This is a genomic window from Mesorhizobium sp. M7A.F.Ca.US.011.01.1.1 (assembly GCF_003998295.1).
Taxonomy (GTDB): domain Bacteria; phylum Pseudomonadota; class Alphaproteobacteria; order Rhizobiales; family Rhizobiaceae; genus Mesorhizobium.
This window is the reverse complement of the sequence record NZ_RZRT01000025.1, coordinates 33,637-55,461: the sequence shown is the minus strand read 5'-3', so window position 1 is coordinate 55,461 and position 21,825 is coordinate 33,637. Positions and strand designations below refer to the sequence as shown.

The 21,825-nt window shown below is 61.5% G+C and carries 18 protein-coding genes; 10 read left to right on the top strand and 8 right to left on the bottom strand.

Annotation, left to right across the window (positions count from 1 at the left end; translation table 11 throughout):
* Positions 1 to 11: 11 nt before the first annotated feature.
* Entirely contained in the window at positions 12 to 713 is a 702-nt protein-coding gene (locus tag EOA13_RS21485) for an ATP-binding cassette domain-containing protein (RefSeq protein ID WP_127295691.1), read from the bottom strand.
* Positions 714 to 718: 5 nt separating this feature from the next.
* A complete protein-coding gene (locus tag EOA13_RS21480) occupies positions 719 to 1,606 on the bottom strand; it encodes an ABC transporter permease (RefSeq protein ID WP_245490442.1) in 888 nt (295 codons plus the stop codon).
* A 317-nt stretch (positions 1,607 to 1,923) separates the two neighbouring features.
* Between EOA13_RS21480 and EOA13_RS21475 the strand changes: the two genes are divergently transcribed.
* From EOA13_RS21475 to EOA13_RS21465, 3 genes are all read left to right on the top strand, one after another.
* Positions 1,924 to 3,912, top strand: a complete 1,989-nt coding sequence (locus EOA13_RS21475; protein WP_164780237.1) for a nucleoside-diphosphate sugar epimerase/dehydratase — start codon at positions 1,924 to 1,926, stop codon at positions 3,910 to 3,912.
* A 28-nt stretch (positions 3,913 to 3,940) separates the two neighbouring features.
* Complete coding sequence (locus EOA13_RS21470) at positions 3,941 to 4,876, top strand: glycosyltransferase family 2 protein (RefSeq protein WP_127295689.1); 936 nt, start codon at positions 3,941 to 3,943, stop codon at positions 4,874 to 4,876.
* 121 nt (positions 4,877 to 4,997) lie between these two features.
* The gene (locus EOA13_RS21465) at positions 4,998 to 5,537 is read left to right on the top strand and encodes a sugar transferase (RefSeq protein ID WP_127295687.1); all 540 of its coding nucleotides are present in this window, start codon (positions 4,998 to 5,000) and stop codon (positions 5,535 to 5,537) included.
* Between the two features lie 15 nt (positions 5,538 to 5,552).
* On the opposite strand, the gene EOA13_RS21460 is transcribed toward EOA13_RS21465, so the two are convergent.
* Positions 5,553 to 6,488, bottom strand: a complete 936-nt coding sequence (locus tag EOA13_RS21460; RefSeq protein ID WP_127295685.1) for an NAD-dependent epimerase/dehydratase family protein — start codon at positions 6,486 to 6,488, stop codon at positions 5,553 to 5,555.
* Complete coding sequence (locus tag EOA13_RS21455) at positions 6,485 to 7,801, bottom strand: O-antigen ligase (protein WP_127295683.1); 1,317 nt, start codon at positions 7,799 to 7,801, stop codon at positions 6,485 to 6,487. The genes EOA13_RS21460 and EOA13_RS21455 overlap by 4 nt, the downstream gene beginning before the upstream one ends.
* Positions 7,802 to 8,289: 488 nt before the next feature.
* Between EOA13_RS21455 and cysD the strand changes: the two genes are divergently transcribed.
* From cysD to cysQ, 3 genes are read left to right on the top strand one after another with little or no spacing between them, the layout of a single operon-like run.
* Positions 8,290 to 9,195 (top strand): sulfate adenylyltransferase subunit CysD, encoded by a 906-nt coding sequence (gene cysD, locus EOA13_RS21450; protein WP_027035869.1) that lies wholly within the window; start codon positions 8,290 to 8,292, stop codon positions 9,193 to 9,195.
* A gap of 2 nt (positions 9,196 to 9,197) precedes the next feature.
* Entirely contained in the window at positions 9,198 to 11,135 is a 1,938-nt protein-coding gene (gene cysN, locus EOA13_RS21445) for a sulfate adenylyltransferase subunit CysN (protein WP_164780235.1), read from the top strand.
* Positions 11,136 to 11,145: 10 nt separating this feature from the next.
* Positions 11,146 to 11,934 carry a 3'(2'),5'-bisphosphate nucleotidase CysQ gene (gene cysQ, locus EOA13_RS21440; RefSeq protein WP_164780246.1) on the top strand — a complete coding sequence of 263 codons (789 nt, stop codon included), beginning with the start codon at positions 11,146 to 11,148 and terminating at the stop codon, positions 11,932 to 11,934.
* A 14-nt stretch (positions 11,935 to 11,948) separates the two neighbouring features.
* On the opposite strand, the gene EOA13_RS21435 is transcribed toward cysQ, so the two are convergent.
* From EOA13_RS21435 to EOA13_RS21420, 4 genes are all read right to left on the bottom strand, one after another.
* A complete protein-coding gene (locus EOA13_RS21435; RefSeq protein WP_127295677.1) occupies positions 11,949 to 13,091 on the bottom strand; it encodes a DegT/DnrJ/EryC1/StrS aminotransferase family protein in 1,143 nt (380 codons plus the stop codon).
* A 228-nt stretch (positions 13,092 to 13,319) separates the two neighbouring features.
* Positions 13,320 to 14,264 (bottom strand): carbohydrate kinase, encoded by a 945-nt coding sequence (locus EOA13_RS21430; protein WP_127295675.1) that lies wholly within the window; start codon positions 14,262 to 14,264, stop codon positions 13,320 to 13,322.
* Positions 14,261 to 14,707 carry an RbsD/FucU domain-containing protein gene (locus EOA13_RS21425; protein WP_127295673.1) on the bottom strand — a complete coding sequence of 149 codons (447 nt, stop codon included), beginning with the start codon at positions 14,705 to 14,707 and terminating at the stop codon, positions 14,261 to 14,263. The genes EOA13_RS21430 and EOA13_RS21425 overlap by 4 nt, the downstream gene beginning before the upstream one ends.
* Entirely contained in the window at positions 14,707 to 15,933 is a 1,227-nt protein-coding gene (locus tag EOA13_RS21420) for an ROK family protein (protein WP_127295671.1), read from the bottom strand. The genes EOA13_RS21425 and EOA13_RS21420 overlap by 1 nt, the downstream gene beginning before the upstream one ends.
* Positions 15,934 to 16,160: 227 nt before the next feature.
* On the opposite strand from EOA13_RS21420, the gene EOA13_RS21415 reads away from it, so the two are divergent.
* The 4 genes from EOA13_RS21415 to EOA13_RS21400 all read left to right on the top strand — a co-directional run bounded on the left by EOA13_RS21415 (position 16,161) and on the right by EOA13_RS21400 (position 21,788).
* Positions 16,161 to 17,177, top strand: a complete 1,017-nt coding sequence (locus tag EOA13_RS21415) for a sugar ABC transporter substrate-binding protein (RefSeq protein WP_023808511.1) — start codon at positions 16,161 to 16,163, stop codon at positions 17,175 to 17,177.
* A gap of 159 nt (positions 17,178 to 17,336) precedes the next feature.
* The gene (locus EOA13_RS21410) at positions 17,337 to 18,398 is read left to right on the top strand and encodes an ABC transporter permease (RefSeq protein WP_127295669.1); all 1,062 of its coding nucleotides are present in this window, start codon (positions 17,337 to 17,339) and stop codon (positions 18,396 to 18,398) included.
* Positions 18,374 to 19,183: an ATP-binding cassette domain-containing protein gene (locus tag EOA13_RS21405; protein ID WP_023808509.1), complete on the top strand. Its 810-nt coding sequence runs from the start codon at positions 18,374 to 18,376 to the stop codon at positions 19,181 to 19,183. The genes EOA13_RS21410 and EOA13_RS21405 overlap by 25 nt, the downstream gene beginning before the upstream one ends.
* Positions 19,184 to 19,325: 142 nt before the next feature.
* Positions 19,326 to 21,788 carry a glycogen/starch/alpha-glucan phosphorylase gene (locus EOA13_RS21400; protein ID WP_127295667.1) on the top strand — a complete coding sequence of 821 codons (2,463 nt, stop codon included), beginning with the start codon at positions 19,326 to 19,328 and terminating at the stop codon, positions 21,786 to 21,788.
* Positions 21,789 to 21,825 lie beyond the last annotated feature (37 nt).

Here is a 21,825-nt window from a genome sequence, read left to right as displayed (position 1 = left end):
TGAGAGGCGCTTTAAGTCAGCGATTCCACCCGGCCGGCTCGAAGTATCATCTTCTTCGTGCAAACGCGCTCGATGAGCGCATCGTCGTGGCTGGCCAATACGATGATGCCGGCCTTTTCCGCCAATTCGTCCATCCGCCGTTTGGCTTTTTCCTGGAACGATGCGTCGCCGGCGCCAATCCATTCATCCATCAGCAGAATTTCTGGTTCAAGCGCAGTCGCCGCCGCAAATGCCAAGCGTGCCGCCATACCTTGGCTATACGCCTTGAATGGCAGGTCGATGAAGTCCCCCAATTCGCTGAAGTCGATTATTTCTTCCATCTTCTCTTCGATCTCGGGCGCCGTCCAGCCGCTGATTAACCCCCTCAGCACGATGTTTCTGCGCCCGGTGGCCTCGGGGCGAAACCCTATGTGGATGTTGAACAGGGCATCGACCTTGCCCGCGATTGATATCGTCCCGCCCGACGGCTGGTAGATTCCATATAGAACCTTAAGCAAGGTGGTCTTGCCTGCGCCATTCGGGCCGACAAGCCCCAATCGGTCACCAGCCTTCAGCTCGAAGCTGACATCGTCAAGCGCCTGCACGACCTGCTTGGTTCCCGACTTCGCTATGTTGCCGCCGAGAGCGCTCCGACGCCGGCCAGGCGCCGAAAGTGTCAACTTTTCGAACAGGCGATAAACGAGGCTCACGTTGTTTAGTTTGATGGAGGTCATGGAACTCAGATCAGGAAAACGATGTGCTTGCGATAACGGCCTAGCAGCATCAGGGCAAGAACCCAGACGCTGAGACAGATGTAACCTGTCACCACCAACGCATGCGTCGGAAATATGCCTGCCGTGATCGGCTCACGCACACCCTCCAGGAAATAGGTGAACGGGTTCCAATGATAGGCATATTTTTGAACGCCTTCTTGCCCGCCATATACCCAGAAGACCGGCGTGAGGAACATGCCCACCCGCATCAGGTTCCCGACGATGAACTCACTGTCGGGAAAGAAAGCGCCCAGAAACGCAAAAACCGTTACGAATGCAGGCGTTGCCAAGGTGATGAGCAGCAGACCCAGCAGCGATAACAGCCAATTCGCGTTGATCCCGTAACCGCCCAGCAGCAGAACAAGAACGCAACCCGCCAACGAATAAGCAGCCCTGATGATGCATTGCATCGTCAATCGCATCACATAGACGAACAACGGCAGCGTCGTGCCTTGAATGAAGCTCGCTTCTCGCTGGAAGAGTGACACGCTCGTGGTGATGGTTTCGGTGAGATAGAACCAGACCAGCATGCCGATGGCTACATAGGCTATATAGCTTGGATTGCTGGCGTCGGTGGTCACGAAAACAAAGGCAAAAGTGCCGACGAAAGCGAAATAATTGACCAGCATCCAAAGCGGGCCGAGCGTCGTGCGTCTGTGCTGGTCGCCGATGTCCTCATGGGCAAGCGCAATCCAAACCCGGTGTAATCTCATGGCCTTTGAGATGTCGTCAAAAGCGCCGTTTAGTGCCGCAATCATAACTGGGAGTATCGCAATCCGTTGTTCTGGCGCATTATTCTTCGCTGGCCATAGCGAACCACCAAGCCCGTCTCTAATAGCCATTTCGATGGGCATATGGCAACGCATTGCGTCGTAACGCGGCGGGGAACAGAGTCAACTGCGGCAAAACTGAACGCATGCTGATGCTGTATGGCCTATCTATTAGCGTTTGATAATGTTGACTTTGCGGCAATCGCCCGAGCATGATCCATGTTCTCCACTGACGCCTCTTGTCCGAAAAAAACTCTGGCTATGCCCTCGCCCCCGCAGTATGCGATACAGCACGGCGGGGGCCGGGGATGGCACTTGAGTAAGGTGATCGGTCGCGAAGTATCTTCGTGTCGCACCTCGCTGGTGTTGATGCCCCTGAGCCTGGAGTCTAGTGCCGTCCAATGAATTCCCACCTCGAAGCTGTGTTCGGGCTCAGGCCACAGATGCGGCGCGCCTTCATCATGGTCCAGGACGTGGTCATGGTCCTGGTCGCCGTGGCACTCAGCCTCGTGCTTTCGCGGTCTAATCTTTCGTTCGACGCGCTCTCCAAGGAGGGTCTGGCGACATGGGCGGGCATCGTCGTCATCAGCCATTTGCTGTTCCGCTACAGTGGCCTCTACACCACCGTCTGGCGCTTCGCTTCGACGCCGGACTTTTTCAACATCCTGAAGAGCTGCGCGATCTTGACGTTCACTCTTTATGTGGCGTCGCTGCTGCTGCGGTTTTACCGGCCGGTCGCGGGGCTCAACGAGCGTCAGTTCATCGTCTTCTTCCTTGTCTCCTTCACCATCATCTCGGCACCCCGGCTGTTCTACCGCTTCCTGCGTGACGGCGCGAGCTGGGGGATTCTGAGCCGCAAGACCGACATCAGGCAGGCCAAGCGCGCCCTGTTCGTCGGCCGGCTCGGCGAGGCCGACCTGATCATTCGCTTCACACGCACGGCGCAACCGGCGGACTATTCCATCGCAGGCATCATGGCGACCGAGCGCGGCGCACCGTTGGGCACACGGATTCAAGGTGTTCCCGTGGTGGCGGCCATGCCGCGCCTGATCGATGTCCTGGAGGACTATGCGACCGGCACCAAAAGCCTGGACCTACTGATTTTCGGCAGCGGCGCCGAGCACGAAATCGAGGACTATTCGGAACTCGTGCGCATTGCCCGGCACGGCGACATAAATGTGGTGCAGTTCTCAGGCCTTTCGGAGTTGGAACAGCACGGAAAGCTGGTTCTCGACACCGTTGAGATGGAAACGATCCTGCGCCGTCCGGCGGTCGCGTCCGACATCCAGCGCATCGGCGCCTTTGTCAGCGGCAAACGCGTTCTGGTGACCGGCGGCGCCGGTTCTATCGGCCAGACGCTGGTCAAGCGGTCGCTGGAACTGGGAGCCGAGGCGGTGCTGGTCGCCGACAACTCCGAGTTCGGCATTTTCCAGTTGAGCCAGTATGTTGACGAGAAGGACCATGACCGGCTCAAGGTCCGCATCGTCGATGTCTCGGACCGGCGCCAGATAACGCGTGTCGTCACGGAATTCCGGCCGGACATCATCTTTCACGCCGCGGCGCTCAAGCATGTTCCGCTGCTCGAGGAGAACTGGGATTCAGCCATTCAAACCAACATTTTCGGAACGCTCGTCTGCGCCGAAGTTGCCGCCAAGTGCGGGGTTGCGCAATTTGTCCTGATATCGAGCGACAAGGCGGTGGATCCCTCATCAGTGCTCGGCATGACGAAGCGGGCCGCCGAACAGATCATCAGCGCCTTGCATGGCACGCCGGCAGGCGAGACAAGCGGGCGTCGCCCGGCCACCAAGTTCATTGCAGTACGGTTCGGCAATGTCTTCGGCAGCAATGGTTCGGTGGCGACCATATTCCAGGCGCAAATCGAGGCTGGGGGGCCCGTCACCATCACCGACCGGCGCATGACGCGCTATTTCATGACCGTGGCGGAAGCCGTCGATCTCGTCATCATGTCGGCGGCCGATGCCGCGTCGCGGCAGAGCGGACACGATTATGCCGTCTATATGCTCGACATGGGCAAGCCGGTGCCGATCCTTGAAGTGGCCGAAACGATGATCCGCTTGTCCGGAAAGAGCCCATACAAGGACATCGCGATCCGGTTCACCGGCATCAGGCCGGGCGAAAAACTTCACGAAACGCTGCATGGCGAAGACGAGGAACTCGTCGAACTCGGCATCTCGAAGGTTTTCGGCCTCAGCACGGACGTCGTGGAATGGTCGGATGTCCAGGTCGCGCTCTCGGCGCTGCAGCAGTCGGCGAAAAACCAGGATAAGGCTGCCGCGCTCGCCGCATTGGCAAGCCTTGACCGCGCCAAGAAGGCCCGGGAAAGCCCTCATCAGGGCGCGATCCCGAAAACGGCGGGGCAGGCGAGCTAGGTTCAGAATTCAGAAAGCGATCTTGGTCGTGAGCAAAGCAGATCTGCGCGTCGCGGTCCTGATGGGCGCGAAGGATGGCGCGGCCTTCATCGATGAACAGCTGCAGTCCCTGCTCGCGCAGTCGCACCCTCTGGTCGACCTGTGGATTTCAGACGATGGCTCCGTCGACGGCACGACCGCCATCATCGAGGCATGGAAATCCCGCTGGCGGCCCAAGGGTCGGATGACGCTCGTAGAGGGGCCGCGGCAAGGCTTCGCCGCGAATTTCCGCTCTATGATCGTCGATCGACGCATCGAGGCGGACTGCTATGCCTTCTGCGACCAGGACGATATCTGGGAGCCCGACAGGCTGGAGAGCGCTATCAGCTGGATGCGGACCCAGGATGCGAAAACCCCGCTGATGTTTTGTTCGCGAACCGCGACCATGACGGAAGCAGGAAGCCTTGTCGGCCATTCGCCGCTGTTTGCCCGGCCGCCAACCTTTCGCAACGCGCTTGTGCAAAGCATCGCCGGCGGCAACACAATCCTGCTCAACGCGGCGGCACGCGACCTGCTGGCCAGGGCCTCCACGCGGACCGGGTTCGTCAGCCATGACTGGTGGGCCTATCTCATCGTGACCGCCGCCGGCGGCATCGTCCGCTACGATCCGCGGCCGCTGGTGCGCTACCGGCAGCACGCGGCGAACCTGGTCGGCGCCAACGTGTCCTGGAAAGCAAGGTTCTCCCGGCTTGGCCGCCTGTTCAAGGGGGAATTCGCCGGCTGGACAGACCTCAACCTCGACGGTCTCGCCGTCAATCGCGACCTCCTGACCGAGGACGCGACGGCATGCCTCGACCTTTTCACCCGCGGGCGCAACGGCGGTCTTTTCCGGCGCTTGGCGGGCTTGCGCCAAAGCGGCGTCTATAGGCAGACCGTTTCCGGAAACCTGGGGCTCTATCTCGCTTTCGTGCTGGGGCGCATCTGAACATTGGCACGAGTGCGTGGCACGCTTGGTCAAAAGATCGGCTCATGCTACTTCGACCGGATTGACGCATTTGCCTGCGGCGTTGCCCCGGGACTTCGGCAGGGAGCACTATCGGCCGTTCATGAAGGCAGCCAAGCAAATCTTCGATATTGCCGGTGCGGCTCTGCTGCTGGTGGCCACATCTCCTGTCTTGGCGCTCACCGTCATTGCCGTTCGGGCATCGTCGCCGGGCCCGGCTATTTTTTCACAGGTGCGGGTCGGCCGTGACGGTCGGCTTTTTCGCTGCCACAAGTTGCGCACGATGTATGTCGGGACGCCGTCGCTGCCCTCGCATGAGGCGCCGGTGGATTCCGTGACATCGGTCGGGAAGGTCTTGCGGAAGTTCAAGCTCGACGAGCTGCCACAATTCTGGAACGTCCTGAAGGGCGAAATGAGCCTGGTCGGGCCGCGCCCCTGCCTGCCGACCCAAACGGAGTTGATCGAGTGTCGCAGGCGGCTGGGGGTTTTGGCGGCGCTGCCGGGCATAACCGGCCTGGCCCAGATCAGGGGCATCGACATGTCTAACCCGGAGCTTTTGGCCGAAACGGATGCTGCCTACCTCCGCACCGCGTCGTTCTGGCTCGATTTTCGGATCCTGTTTGGAACGCTCTACCGAAGCTGATAGGTCACCAGGGAGTCAGGATCTACCGAGCCGCGCCAGCTCGGCCAGTCGCTCGACCGTGCGAGCTTCAGGCGTCCACCCCTGCGATGCCAGCAGGGCAGGGTCGCATATCTGTGTCGCAGTCAGGCTGTCCCAGAACGCCCGCCTGCCGAGCGCGGCCACGACCGGCCGTATCAGGCCGGCCGGCACAGCCATCAGGCGCACAGGCCGCCCCAAACCTCTGCGAAAGGCGGCGATGATGGCCTCGACGGCGACCGGCGGCACATCGGCGCCGACATAGATCGGGCGAAGCGGTCCGGAATGGCTGAGCAGGTGCGACACTGCTCGCACCGCGGCCTCGGAAGACATCAGCGAGCGGATTCCGGTCAAGGCACCCGTCGGCAGCGGCAGCGGCGTATCGGCAAGGCGCATCAGCGTTGCCAGATTTCCCCTCATGCCGCTTCCATAAACCGGAGGCAGGCGCAACACGGCGGCGTCCGAGCGGCCGTGTAGCGCGTAGGCGTCCAAAACCTTGATCTCGCCTTCGCGCTTCGAGCGTCCATAGGCGCATTGTGGGGCAGGAAGCGTGTCCTCGTCGATCGTTGCGCTGACGTGCGCGCCGATCACCGCTCGGATCGAGGAGAGATGGATGAAGCGTCCGCTGGCCTGTGCCGCCGCTGCATGCGCCAGCCGCGCGCTCAATTCCACATTGACCGCCCTGTAATCGGCTTCGGTTGCATTTCCCTGATCATTGTTGAGGCCGGCGCAATGGACCACGTCAGTCATATGCCGGGTCAGTTCCAGGAAGGCGGCGGCCGGCGCGTCGAAACCGGGCATCGGCACAGCCTCGTTTTCCGAACCCAGCCTCTCGGGATGGCGGGAGGCGAGGCGAAGCTCGGCACCGGCTTCGCGAAGGTGGCGCACGACAAGACGCCCGATGAAACCTGTCGCTCCGGTGACCAGAACCTTCATGGTCTTGCCCGAAACAGCTCTTTGCTGACTACTCGCTCTTCCATCACTGGCGCAGGTGCATGCTCTTCCAACAACGGAATCTGGCGGCCGGAGGCGAGATATGTTCCGCTCACCAGGAAGACCATCAGCACCGAGTCCAGAATATCATGGCCGATCAGGATGCCTGTCATTCCGGCCGTCAGATAGGTGATCACCACGACGACAATCATGGTCGCGCCGAACCGCTCGCTCGGATCGCTGCTGTTTCGCAACACCCGGACGGCATTTCCAGCGGCAACGATAAAGATCGCCGCCAGCGTTACGGCGCCCAGAATTCCCGCTTGCACCAAGGCGGTCAGGAAGCCGTTGTGAAAATGGTTGAAGCCTGTGTCCATCGCGAACTGCTCATGAAAGCCCTGCTTGATCAGAACCTGGGTTGCACCCACACCGTGCCCGAACAGTGGCATGTCATGGAATGCTTTGAGGCCGATCTCCCAAAGCGCAACACGTATTCCCAGCGAGGTGTCGTAGTTGCCGCTGGCTCCAAGCGCACCCCAATCGGAGCGCAAAAAGTCGACCCGCCCGGATATCGCCTGGAAGCTGGAAGCGGCGATCACGACGCCGACCGCCGCCAGCAGCAGCAGCAGGCGAACGGCATTCCTGCCTCTGAGCCTGTGCCGGTTGATCAGCATGACGGCGATACCGGTGATCAGCAGTGCCAGCCAGACGATACGCGAGCCGGAATAGATGACGGCGATCGTCCCGGCCAGTGCCGCGTAGAAGAGGGGTGTCCGGGCTTGCTCAATACCGGACAAGGCGCCAGCCACACACATGACCACGGCAAGGCAGGCGACGGTTGCGAAGACGATCGGATTTCCAGCTCCCCCCTCGGCCCTGACGCCAATCCAATATTGCTGGATGACGGCCATGAGCAGCGCGACAAAGCAGGCGGCCATGCTGGAAAGCACGATGATGCGGGCAAGCGTGGTTTTCTGCGTGATGCTCCAGGTCGAATAGGACACGGGGAAAAACAGGAAGGTCACCAGCGGGATAAGATGCGGCGCATCCCGGGCGAACGAATTGTTGACGATGGAAGCCAGGAGATTGGAGGCGCAGTAGGCATAGATCGCGACCGTCATCCAGATCATGGGCCGGTCGGCGTTGAAGCGCCTTTTCCGTAAAGCAATCAGCAGGACTGACGAAAGGCCTCCGCCATTGAATACAAAGCTGACCACCGATCCCAGAACCGGTGGAAAAAAGAAGCAAAGGATGGAGAAGTAGTTGTTGATCCGCGAAGGCGTGAATTGCTGTCTCAGGGATGAAAGCCGGGTCAATTTTCGGGCTCGCTGTCTTCGGCAAGTTTCATGCGGCGGATCTGTTTAGCGAAGTTGAATACGCTCGCCTCGAAATTGCCCCATGCCTCATGATGCACTTGCCCGCTTCCCGAGGCTGGTATAGCGGCTGCCCCCCATTTTCGATAGTGTATAGGGCAAATTGCCACCGAAAATCGGCGGCAGGCGCGGGCCGACCAGAGGAAGTCCCTTGAAAGCCGCAACTGGTCCATTCAAGCAATATTTTCCCCGCGTTTTCTCGGCCGTTGAGCTTGCGGGCAGGAATTTCCGGGTTTGCCGGCATCTGTGGAAAATTCATTCTCGAACCATGTGCGGCCGGGTCAGTCTTGCATTGTTCTTCACAATGGCGATCTGCTAGAACGCCGGCACGAGAAAGATTGTCCAAAAACAAGGCTCGAACCGGGCGCGAAGAGCTCGATGATTTGAGGCAAGGTCTTCTGTTGGAAGATACGAAAGAACGTCCACGGCCCATGACAACAGCGCTTACGCATCTTCAGCGGCTTGAAGCCGAGTCCATCCATATATTCCGTGAGGTTGCGGCCGCTTTTGCCAAGCCGGTCATGCTCTATTCGGTCGGCAAGGATTCATCCGTGTTGATGCATCTGGCGATGAAGGCGTTTTATCCCGCCAAGCCGCCGTTCCCCTTTCTTCACGTCGACACGACGTGGAAGTTCCGCGAGATGATCGCCTTTCGCGATCAGATGGCGCAGAAACTCGGCTTCGATCTCCTGGTTCATGTCAACGAAGACGGCGTGCGCGACAACATCAATCCGTTCGACCATGGTTCGAACACCCACACCCATGTCATGAAGACCGTGGCGCTGCGCCAGGCGCTCGACAAATACGGTTTCGATGCGGCCTTTGGCGGCGCTCGTCGCGACGAGGAGAAATCGCGCGCCAAGGAGCGCATCTTTTCGTTCCGCAACGCCCAGCATGTGTGGGATCCGAAGAACCAGCGCCCCGAAATGTGGAAGATATTCAACACCCGCATCGCATCGGGTGAATCGATCCGCGTCTTTCCGCTGTCGAACTGGACCGAACTCGATATCTGGCAGTACATCCTGCAGGAAAGTATCCCGATCGTGCCGCTCTATTTCGCCAAGGAACGGCCGGTGGTGGAACGCGACGGCATGCTGATCCTGCGGGACGACGAGCGCATGAAACTGCGCCCCGGCGAGACAGTGGAGAACAGGCTGGTGCGGTTCCGCACGCTGGGTTGCTATCCGCTGACCGGCGCCATCGAATCGGATGCCGACACGCTGGAAGCCATCGTCGGCGAAATGCTGACGGCACGCACGTCCGAACGGCAGGGCCGCCTGATCGACCGCGATGAAGCCGGCTCGATGGAAAAGAAGAAGCGCGAGGGGTACTTTTGACCATGCGCCACATCATGGCAAAGAGCCTCGCTCCCACCGACGGCGTTCGCGACTATCTGGCTGCGCAGGAGAAGAAGTCGCTGCTGCGCTTCCTGACCTGCGGCTCGGTCGATGACGGCAAGTCGACGCTGATCGGGCGCCTGCTGTCCGACACCAAGCAGATTTTCGAGGATCAACTCGCCGCGCTCGAACGCGATTCGCGCAAGCATGGCACGACGGGCGACGACATCGATTTCGCGCTGCTGGTCGACGGTCTGGAGGCCGAGCGCGAGCAAGGCATCACCATTGACGTCGCTTACCGCTTCTTCGCCACACCGAAACGCAAATTCATCGTTGCCGACACACCTGGCCACGAGCAATACACCCGCAACATGGCCACCGGCGCTTCGACCGCCGACCTGGCGATCGTGCTGATCGATGCCCGGCAGGGGGTGCTTCGCCAGACAAGGCGGCATTCGATCATCGCCTCGCTGCTCGGCATCCGCCACGTCGTGCTGGCTGTCAACAAGATCGATCTTGTCGATTTCGATCAGGCGGTTTTCGACCGGATCGTCGAAGACTACGGGCAATTCTCGCGCGATCTCGGCTTCCAGACCATTGTGCCGATCCCAATGTCGGCCCGTTATGGCGACAATGTCAGCCGCCGGTCGGAAAGCATGGAATGGTATTCCGGCCCGACGCTGATCGAGCATCTCGAAACCGTGTCGGTCAACGAAGCGATGGTCGAACTGCCGTTCCGTTTCCCGGTCCAGTATGTCAATCGTCCCAATCTCGACTTTCGCGGCTTTGCCGGCACGGTCGGCTCCGGCTCGGTTGCGCCCGGCGACGAGGTCGTTGTCGCCAAGTCCGGCAAATCCTCGCGCGTCAAGCGGATCGTCTCGTATGGCGGCGATCTCGCCCAGGCGGCCGCCGGCCAGGCCGTCACGCTCGTCCTCGATGACGAAGTCGAAATCTCGCGCGGCAACATGCTGGTTTCGCCTGCCGCACGGCCGCAAGTCGCCGACCAGTTCGCCGCCAACATCGTCTGGTTCGACGAGCATGCGTTGCTACCAGGCCGCTCTTACATCCTGCGCACCGAGACCGACCAGACCAGCGCCACCGTCACCGACCTAAAATATCGGATCAACGTCAATGACTTTGCCCATGAAGCGGCCAAGTCGCTCGAAATGAACGAAGTCGGCATCTGCAACATCTCGACGCGGACGCCGATCGCCTTCGATCCCTTCGCCGAAAACCGCACCACCGGCGCCTTCATCCTGATCGACCGCATCTCCAACGCCACGGTCGGCGCCGGCATGATCTTGCACTCGTTGCGCCGTGCCGAAAACATTCATTGGCAGTCGCTCGATGTCGGCAAGCGCGTGCGCGCCGACATGAAGAACCAGCGGCCCGCCGTGTTCTGGTTCACTGGGCTGTCGGGATCCGGCAAGTCGACCATCGCCAACCTGTTCGAAAAGAAGCTGTTCGCCACCGGCCGTCATACCTATATCCTGGACGGCGACAACGTCCGTCACGGTCTCAATCGCGATCTTGGCTTCACCGACGCGGATCGTGTTGAGAACATCCGCCGCGTTGCCGAAGTGGCGCGTTTGATGGCCGATGCCGGGTTGATCGTCATTGTTTCGTTCATTTCGCCGTTCAGCGCCGAGCGGCGCATGGCACGTGAATTGATGGCCGACGGAGAATTCGTCGAGGTGTTCGTCGATACGCCCTTCGAGGAATGCGCCAGGCGTGATCCGAAGGGCCTCTATGCGCGCGCGCTGAATGGCGAGATCAAGAATTTCACCGGCGTCGATTCCCCTTATGAAGCGCCGGAAACCCCGGAGATCCATCTGCGGACACTCGGCAAGTCGGCCGAAGAGATGGTCGACGCCCTGGAACACTGGCTGAACGAGCGCGACATTGCCGAAGACCAATACGATAGCGGCGGCGGCATCTGACGACAGGCTGATGCTCGAAATCTTCGAGCGCCTGGCCTTGTCGGCCGGGCGCGAGGTGATGCGCGTGTTCCACGCCGGCTGTGCGGTTGACCGCAAGTCCGACGCCTCGCCGGTGACCGAGGCGGACCGCGAGAGCGAAAAGATCATTCTCGCCGGACTGCGTGCCGCATTTCCCGATATCCCTTGTGTGGCCGAGGAAGAAGCTTCCGCCGGGATCGTGCCGCCCGACCTGAACGGGGCCTTTTTTCTGATCGATCCGCTGGATGGGACCAAGGAGTTCGTTAACCGCCGCACCGATTTCACCGTCAACATCGCGCTGGTTCGCAATGGCGTGCCGGAAGTCGGCGTCGTCTTTGCGCCCTGTACGGGGCGCTTCTTTTCCGGCCTGCCGGGCAGCGCGGAATCACTCGAAATCGATGGCGGCTACCAGATCGTCGGCCGCCGGCCGATCTCGGTGAGAACGGCCGTGGCGCCGCTGGCCGTCGTCGCCAGCCGTTCCCACAACACGCCGGAAACCGAGGCCTATATTCGCGACCTGGGTGCCGCCGAAATCGTCTCGGTCGGTTCGTCCTTGAAATTCTGCCTTCTCGCCAGTGCCGAGGCTGATGTCTATCCGCGCTTCGGCCGCACCATGGAATGGGACACGGCGGCAGGCGACGCCGTCCTGCGCGCCGCCGGCGGCATGACGCGCACGCTCGACGGCCAACCTCTGGTTTATGGCAAGCGCAGGCAAAGCGACGACGAGGATTTCGCCAATCCGCATTTTATTGCCAGTGGGGCAGGGGCCAGTCCCGTCTGAGACCGGTCGACAGCTTACTCGGCTGCGGCCTGCGCCGAATTCGAGCCGATATAGTTGCGGATCGTTTCGATGATGCGGTCCTGATCGGCTTCATTGAGATAAGGATGCATCGGCAGGCACAGGATCCGATTCGGCAGGTCTTCCGAAACGGCAAGGCCGCTCGGCGTGCGTGGGTAGTCGCGATAAGCGACCTGAGCATGCAGCGGCTTCACGTAGTAAATGACAGACGGAATGCCTTTCTCGCCGAGATGCGCCCTCAGCCCGTCGCGCTTGGGCGTCTCGATGGCGTATTGCGCCCAGGCCGAACGGGTGCCGTCCAGATTGCGGGCGGCGGTGACGATGTCGCCAAGCCCTTCGGCATAGCGTTTTGCCACCACCTGCCGGGCGATCATCTCGTCTTCCAGGATGGCCAGCTTCTCGATCAGGATCGCCGCCTGCAGCGTGTCGAGTCGCGAATTGATGCCAACGCGGACATTGTCGTATTGCGTCTCGCCCTTGCCATGGAAGGCGAAGGAGCGAAGCTGCTCGGCCAAAGCATCGTCATTGGTGAACATCGCGCCGCCGTCGCCGTAGCAGCCAAGCGGCTTGGCCGGATAGAAGCTGGTCGATCCGACATGGCCGAAAGCACCGCACATCTTGCCGTCGAGCGAACCGCCCATCGACTGGGCGGCATCCTCGATCACCATCAGCCCTTCGCGGTTGGCGATCGCCATGATCGCCTCGTAGTCGGCGGCAAGGCCGAACAGATCGACGGGAATGATTGCCTTCGGCTTCAGCCGGCCTTGCTTCTTGATCATGGCGATGGCCGCTTCGAGGCTGGCAATGTCGATGTTGTAGCTATGCGGGTCGACATCGACGAACACCGGCTCGGCCTTGGCCAGTGCCACCACTTCGGCGGTGGCGGCGAAAGTGAAGCTCGGCACGAACACCGCGTCACCCGGGCCGACGCCGGCCGCAAACAGCGGCAACAGCAGCGCGTCGGTGCCGTTGGCGCAGGCCACGACATGCTTGGTGCCGATATAGGCGGCAAGCTTGTTCTCGAATTCGGTGACTTGCGGGCCAAGAATATAACGGCCTTCGTCGACGACACGGTCGATCGCGGCCTTCAGCCGGTCGCGGATACGTTCGCGCTGCGCGCCAAGATCGATGAACTGCATGTCGGCCTCAAAAACGGGTTAGCCAGATAATCGGCCGCTGGTATCAGAGTTGCGCTTGCCGAGAAAGCCGGGCAGGCGGAGCCCTAAATTGCCCAAGTGTCGCAGTCCGTTACCAGTATTTCCCCGCGAATGTCAGTCAGATGCCGGAAATCCGGGCTTCGTCGGGCGCCATCCCGCCCTCATAGCCCTGGAAAGAGCCCCTGCGAAACATAAAGTGATCGATTGGGCTCAGCTTATGTTGAGCGTTGCTGAGGCGATTTCATGTCGCCAGGGTGGATTGGCGCCGGCCCGCGACACGGTCACTGCCGCCGCCGTCGCGCCGAGCGCCAGCGCCTTGTGGATGGCGTCTTTCGACAAGCCGGAAATCGCCGCCTTGGTCAGCAGGCCCTGCTCATGCAAGGAGGCGAGGATGCCGGCGTTGAAGGTATCGCCGGCACCGACCGTGTCGACCACCTCGACCTTTTCCGGCATGACGGTGACGGCATGTTCCCTGGTATAGCCGACGGCGCCTTCGCTGCCATGGGTGACGACGATCAGCTTCGGGCCTCGATCCAGCCAGTTGCGGATGACATCCTCGTGCGAGCCGGCTTCGCCGAACCAGTTCAGGTCTTCGTCCGACAATTTCACGATGTCGGCCATCGCCATCATCGCGCGAATGCGCCTGAGGTGCTTGGCCTTGTCCGGTATGAAGTTCGGCCGGATGTTGGGATCGAGCATCATGACTCGACTTTCATGCTCGCGCCGCATGAATTCCTCATAGGCACTGCCGGCGGGCTCCGAAATCAGGCTGATGGCACCGAACAGCATGGCTTCGATCTCGCTGCCAAGCTGCGGCAGGTCGTCGACGGTCAGCATGCGGCCGGCGGTGTTCTCGTCATAGAAAGTGTAGGTCGCCTGGCCGTTGGTGAGCTTGACGAAGGCCAGCGTCGTTGGCCGTGGTGAGGTGTGCGCATAGGTGGAGCTGACCTTGCTTGCCCCCAGCGCATCCCGGAACTGGCCGCCGAACAGATCCGACGACAGGCCCGAAAAGAAGCCTGCCGGCGCGCCGAGCCGGCCAAGCGCGATCGCCGTGTTGAACACCGCGCCGCCGACATAAGGCGCGAAGGCCGGCTCACCCGCTGTCGTCGTGCGCGGCAGCATGTCGATCAGGGCTTCGCCGCAGCAGAGGATCATGGCTTCCTGGTCTCCGGCGGATGGATCACGCCCTTGCGGATGATGATGTTGGCGTAGAGCCGCGGCTCGCTTGTCGCGACGATGGCGTGCGCCGATTTGACCCGTGCATAGAAGTCGGCGCCGGCCAGCGCAACCACCTTGCGGCCTGGCGCCCGTTTGGCGCAGATCGCCTCGATCTCATGATGGACGGGATCGGCAAGCGAGGGATCGCCCTTGACCGAGGCGCGAAACAGCGCCTCCGGCAAGGCGTCATCGACAGGCAGGACACTCAATATCGCGTCGAGTACGGGGATAAGAGGGTGACCGTCGGCGCGCACCAGCCGGGTCGCCTGCTGTTCCGCCGGATAGTTTCCGTCGACAAGGGCGATTTCGTCGCCATGCCCCATGCCGCGCAGGATCGCCAGAAGCTCCGGACCGAGCAGCGCCGGAATTCCGATCAGCATCAGGCGCTCCTGGAAATCGTCGTCGAGCCGATCAGGAAGCGTTCGGAAAGTGGCAGGCTAGCGCCGCCGAGCGCCCGGGCATGGATGCCGACGGTTCCCTCGCGAATCGCGGGCAGCTTCAAGCCTTCGCCATCGATCGTGGCGATTGCCGCGATGATGGCGTCGACCAACCGGCGACGCACCGCCTTCGGCATCCAGCCGTCGATCACCGCCGCTTCGAAATCGATGATCGAGGACGCGGCGACGATGGCGTAAGCGAGCGCCCTTGAGGCGCTGGCGATCCAGTCGTCGAGTTCGGATCCGATCTCGCCCCAGTCTTCCGGCGAGGTCCACAGATGCGAGGCCTCGATGCCGCGCGCATTGAGCGCCTTTTCGAGCATGGCGATGGAAGCGACATCGATCAGTTGGGTCGGCTTGCCGTCCGGCCCGGGCACGGGCATGGAGCCGAGCGCTCCGGCATTGCCGGTCGGGCCGCCAAAAAGCCGGCCGTTCAGCACGATGCCGCCACCGGCAAAGGCACCGATATAAAAATAGACGAAGTCACGCGCGGCGCCCGCCTGGCCGAAGACGAGCTCGGCGCCGCAGGCCGACGTGGCATCGTTCTGCAAATAGACCGGAAAATCGCATTGCGCCTGGATGTCGGCCCTGATGTCGCGGTGACGCCATTCGTCCATGACATCGCGCGGGGCGCCGGCGGTATCGGCCCAGTTCCACAATTCGAACGGCATGGCGATGCCGAGCCCGGCGATGCGCTTGTCTTGCGCGGGCGTCAGCTCGCCGCGCATCTGCCGCATGCCGTTGGTGACGAAGTCCACCGTCTCGCGCGGCGCCGGGTAGCGATAGGAATGCTGCAGCATCGAACGGACATGGCCAAGGAAATCTATCAATACCAGTTCAGCGCTGCGGCGGCCGATCTTCAGGCCAATGAAGAAAGCGCCTTCGGGGTTGAGCGCCATCGGGATGGAAGGCTGGCCGATCTTGCCGCGCAACGGCGCCTGGCGCAGCAGGAGGCTTTCTTCCTCCAACTCGCGCATGATGACCGAAACCGTCTGCGCCGAAAGGCCGGTCATGCGGGCGATGTCGGATTTTGCCAGGCTGCCGTGCTGGCGCACCAGCGACAGCACCAACCGCTCGTTGTGGTCGCGCATGCCGCTCTGGTTGGTGCCGCGGTGAATGAGACTGTCATTCACCTCGGGCGAACCGTGCCTCGCAATGGCCGTTTCCACCCTGTTCCTCCCGTCGTTCCCCTCAATGCTTTTGGGCCAGAATGGGTGAACGAAGCAAGGCTGTCAATAATAAATAAGAGTGATTTAATTATTGACAGGGGCTTTGTGCTGGTGTCTGTTGAAGCAGCGTCCACGCTGGGAGAATTTCGTTGGACGCGCTGCAGGTGCCGGTTGGCCGGCATCCGGAATGGTTCTACTGGGAGGAAATCGTGACCAATACAAAACTGTTGAAATCGACCGTGTTTGCCGCCGCGGCTCTGGGGCTGATGGCGTTCGCATCGTCCGCATCCGCGGCCGGTGTCGGTGCCTGCCTGATCACCAAGACCGACACCAATCCCTTCTTCGTCAAGATGAAGGAAGGCGCCACCGCGAAGGCCAAGGAACTCGGCGTCGACCTCAAGACCTATGCCGGCAAGATCGACGGCGACAGCGAGAGCCAGGTCGCGGCGATCGAGAGTTGCATCGCCGACGGCGCCAAGGGTATCCTGATCACCGCATCCGACACCAAGGGCATCGTGCCTACCGTGAAGAAGGCGCGCGATGCGGGCCTGCTGGTGATCGCGCTCGACACGCCGCTCGATCCGATCGACGCCGCCGACGCGACCTTTGCAACGGACAATCTCGAAGCCGGCAAGCTGATCGGTGCCTGGGCAGCCGCCACGCTCGGCGACAAGGCCAAGGACGCCAAGATCGGCTTCCTCGACCTGACGCCTTCGCAGCCGACCGTCGACGTGCTTCGCGACCAGGGCTTCATGATGGGCTACGGCATCGACGTGAAGGATCCCAACAAGATCGGCGATGAGGACGATGCGCGCATCGTCGGCCACGACGTCACCAACGGCAACGAAGAGGGCGGCCGCAAGGCGATGGAGAACCTCCTGCAGAAGGACAACACCATCAACGTCATCCACACCATCAACGAGCCCGCCGCTGTCGGCGCCTACCAGGCGCTCAAGGCTGTCGGCCTCGAAAGCCAGGTGCTGATCGTCTCCGTCGACGGCGGCTGCCCCGGAGTGAAGTCGGTGGCCGAAGGCGTCATTGGTGCCACTTCGCAGCAATACCCGCTGCAGATGGCAGCGCTCGGCATCGAGGCGATCGCCGCTTTTGCCAAGGACGGAACCAAGCCGAAGCCGACCGAAGGCAAGAATTTCTTCGACACCGGCGTCAACCTGGTGACCGACAAGCCGGCTACCGGCGTGAAGTCCATCGACACCAAGGAAGGCCTCGCCAAGTGCTGGGGCTGATCCCGGTCTGACAGGCATCCAGGGAACCTGAGCGGCCGGGGCTTGATCCCCGGCCGCTTCGGGTGGACGATGGCTCGCGTGACCGCGAACAATCCCGGCAGCAGACCGGAAAGGCGTGGACTGGCGTCGGCGTTTGGCTGAAGCCTACGGGGAGTAAACATGGCTCAAGCTCAGGAATTCGAGAAGGTTCTCTCGAGCAGCGACACCAGCGTTGCTGCTTTTGACGAGCACAAATCGGCCGTCAAGCGCATCCAGCATTTCTTGCATTCGACGCCGGCCGCGGTGCCGCTGATCGTCCTGGTTCTGGCGATCATCGTCTTCGGCATCACCATCGGAGGGCGGTTCTTTTCGTCCTATACGCTGACGCTTATCCTGCAGCAGATCGCCATCATCGGCATTCTGGGTGCCGCACAGACGCTGGTCATCCTGACCGCCGGCATCGACCTGTCGATCGGCGTGATCATGGTAATTTCAGCGGTGATCATGGGCAATTGCGCTGTCAGCTACGGTATGCCGAGCGCGCTCGCCGTGGCGATCGGGCTTGCCGCCGGCGCGGCCTGCGGGCTGCTCAACGGGGTGCTTGTCGCCTACATGAAGCTGCCGCCCTTCATCGTGACGCTTGGCACCTGGAACATCGTCATGGCCACGAACTTCATCTATTCGGCCAACGAGACGATCCGCGACACCGATGTCGACACCCAGGCGCCGCTGCTGCATCTGTTTGCATTGAGCTTCAAGGTCGGCACGGCGGTGCTGACGCTCGGCGTCATTGCCACGGTCGTGCTCGTGATGATCCTCTGGTACGTGCTCAATCACACGGCATGGGGCCGCCATGTCTACGCCGTTGGCGATGATCAGGAGGCGGCGAAGCTGTCGGGCATCCAGACCAAGAAGGTGCTGATGACGGTCTACACCCTTGCCGGGCTGATCGCCGCTTTCGCTGCCTGGGTCTCCATCGGCCGCAACGGCTCGATCTCGCCGTCGGCCGCCGTCACCGACTACAATCTCCAGGCGATCACCGCGACGGTGATCGGCGGTATTTCCCTGTTCGGCGGACGCGGCTCGATCCTGGGCACGCTGTTCGGCGCGATGATCGTCGGCGTCGTTTCCATGGGCCTCAACATGCTGGGCGCCGATCCGCAATGGAAGGTGCTGCTCACCGGTGTGCTGATAATCGGCGCCGTGGCAGTCGACCAATGGATCAGAAAGGTTTCGGCATGACCACGACCCAGGAACCCATTCTCACCGCGCGTGGCCTGGTCAAGCGCTATGGCCGCGTCACGGCCCTCGACAACGCCGACTTCGACCTCTACCCCGGCGAAATCCTTGCCGTCATCGGCGACAATGGAGCCGGCAAGTCGTCGCTCATCAAGGCGATTTCCGGCGCGGCCGTACCCGACGAAGGCGAGATCCGGCTTGAAGGCAAGCCCGTCGCCTTCAAATCGCCGATGGAGGCCCGCGAAGCCGGCATCGAGACCGTCTATCAGAATCTGGCGCTGTCGCCGGCGCTCTCGATCGCCGACAACATGTTCCTTGGTCGCGAAATCCGCAAACCGGGTTTTCTGGGCGACTGGCTTCGTATGCTCGACCGTCCGGCAATGGAAAAGCGCGCTCGCGACAAGCTTACCGAACTTGGCCTGATGACCATCCAGAACATCAGCCAGGCTGTGGAGACGCTCTCGGGCGGCCAAAGGCAGGGCGTTGCCGTGGCGCGTGCGGCCGCCTTTGGCAGTCGTGTGGTGATCATGGATGAGCCGACGGCCGCGCTTGGCGTCAAGGAAAGCCGCCGCGTGCTCGAGTTGATCCTCGACGTCAAGAAACGGGGCCTGCCGATCGTGCTGATCTCGCACAACATGCCGCATGTCTTCGAAGTGGCCGACCGCATTCACATCCACCGGCTGGGCCGTCGTCTCTGCGTCATCGATCCCAAGCAATATACGATGTCCGATGCCGTGGCCTTCATGACCGGAGCAAAGGTTCCGCCCGAGGCAGCGTTGGCGGCTTGAGGCTCCGATGGCCCAAATTGCCGCAGGGTCAGCCGGCCTCGCGGCAGTTTAAATCGATTGAAGATATGCCGAGATCAGCTAGCATGGGCTGGGAGGAATGGTGAAAGCCGGTATGATCATGGCAAATGCACGAGAAGGCGACATGGCAAACGCGATGACATCCAAAGCTCCCGTTCTCGAAACCCCCGATCCCAAGACGCTCGCCGACGAAGTCTTGAAGGCCCTCAAATACCGGGTAGGCAAGGGCACCAACGTCGCCACGCAACATGATTGGCTGACGGCCTCGATCAAGGTCGTGCGCGACCGCATCGTCGATCACTGGATGCAGGCGACGCAGGAGGCCTACGCCCAGCAGGAAAAGCGCGTCTATTACCTGTCGCTCGAATTCCTCATCGGCCGGCTGATGCGTGATGCCTTCTCCAATCTCGGCCTGATGGACAATATGCGCGAAGCGCTGAAATCCCTTGGCGTCGACCTCGACCTTATCGCCGGGCTCGAACCGGATGCGGCGCTCGGCAATGGCGGCCTCGGCCGGCTCGCCGCCTGCTTCATGGAAAGCATGGCGACCGTCGACATTCCCGCGCATGGCTACGGCATCCGCTATGCCAACGGTATGTTCCGCCAGGAGATCCACGACGGCTGGCAGGTGGAACTGCCCGAGACTTGGCTTGATCACGGTAACCCGTGGGAATTCGAACGTCGCGAACGCTCCTTCGAGGTTGGTTTCGGCGGTTCGGTGGAATCGATCACCTCCAAGGACGGGCGCCTCGAACGCCATGTCTGGAAACCGACCGAGCATGTGCTGGCCGTCGCCTATGACACGCCCGTCGTCGGCTGGCGGGCCAACCGCGTCAACACGCTGCGGCTCTGGTCGGGGATGCCGGTCGATCCGATCCTGCTCGACAAATTCAATGCCGGCGACCACATTGGCGCGCTAGCCGAAAGCAACAAGGCCGATGCCTTGTCGCGCGTGCTCTATCCCGCCGATTCCCACAAGGCCGGGCAGGAACTGCGGCTTCGGCAGGAGTATTTCTTCTCCACCGCCTCGCTGCAGGACATCGTGCAGCGCCATCTGAGCCAATATGGCGACCTGAAGTCGCTGCCCGACAAGGCTGCGATCCACTTGAACGACACCCATCCCGCCATCGCCGTGCCGGAGTTGATGCGCCTGTTGATGGACGTCCACGGCATGGACTTCGACCAGGCTTGGGATATCACCAAGCGCACCTTCGGCTACACCAACCACACGCTGCTGCCCGAGGCGCTGGAAAGCTGGCCGGTGCCGCTGTTCGAGCGGCTTTTGCCGCGTCACATGCAGATCGTCTATGCCATCAATGCCGAAGTGCTGCTTGAGGCGCGCGCGTCCAACCAGTTCTCGGACGAGCAGATTGGCCGCATCTCGCTGATCCAGGAAAATGGCGACCGCCGGGTGCGCATGGGCAATCTGGCCTTTGTCGGCTCGCATTCCATCAACGGCGTTTCGGCTCTTCATACCGACCTGATGAAGGAGACGGTGTTCGCCGACCTGCACAAGCTCTATCCCGATCGTATCAACAACAAGACCAACGGCATCACGCCGCGGCGCTGGCTGATCCAATGCAATCCCGGACTGACGTCGCTCGCCCGCGAGGCGATCGGCGACCGTTTTCTCGATGACATCGACGCCATTAAGGATCTCGACGGTTTCGCCGGCGATGCCGTCTTTCGCGACAAGTTCGCCGCCGTCAAGCGCGCCAACAAGGCGCGATTGGCCAACCTCGTCGCCGACCGGCTCGGCATCAAGGTCGATCCTTCGGCGCTTTTCGACATCCAGATCAAACGCATCCACGAATACAAGCGCCAGCTTCTGAACATCCTCGAGGCGGTCGCCCTCTATGACCAGATCCGCTCGCACCCCGAGCGCGACTGGATGCCGCGCGTGAAATTCTTCGGCGGCAAAGCGGCGCCCAGCTATCACAACGCCAAGCTGATCATCAAACTCGCCAACGACGTCGCCAAGGTCATCAACCGCGACCCGGCCGTGCGCGGTCTGCTGAAGGTAGTGTTCGTGCCGAATTACAATGTTAGCCTTGCCGAGATCATGATGCCGGCCGCCGACTTGTCCGAGCAGATCTCGACCGCCGGCATGGAAGCGTCGGGCACCGGCAACATGAAGTTCGCGCTGAACGGCGCGCTGACCATCGGCACGCTCGACGGTGCCAATGTCGAGATCAAGGGATGCGTCGGCGACGACAACATCTTCATCTTCGGCCTGACCACCGCCGAGGTCGCCGAGCGGCGCAACAACGGCTACGATCCGCGCGCCGTCATCGAAGGATCGCCCGAGCTGGCGCAAGCGGTCGCGGCTGTTTCGTCAGGCGTCTTCTCGCCGGATGATCCGGAGCGTTACCGCGACCTCGTCAACGGTCTCTACAACAGCGACTGGTTCATGGTCGCCGCCGATTTCGATGCCTATGCCACCGCCCAGCGCGAGGTCGATGCGGTCTGGCGCAACAGTCCCGACTGGTACGCCAGGGCAATCCGCAATGTGGCGCGTGTCGGCTGGTTCTCCTCCGATCGCACGATCCGCCAATATGCGAAAGAAATCTGGAACGTGCCTGCCTGATGTGATTGCATGAGGCCGCAAACAATGTGGTCCCGGT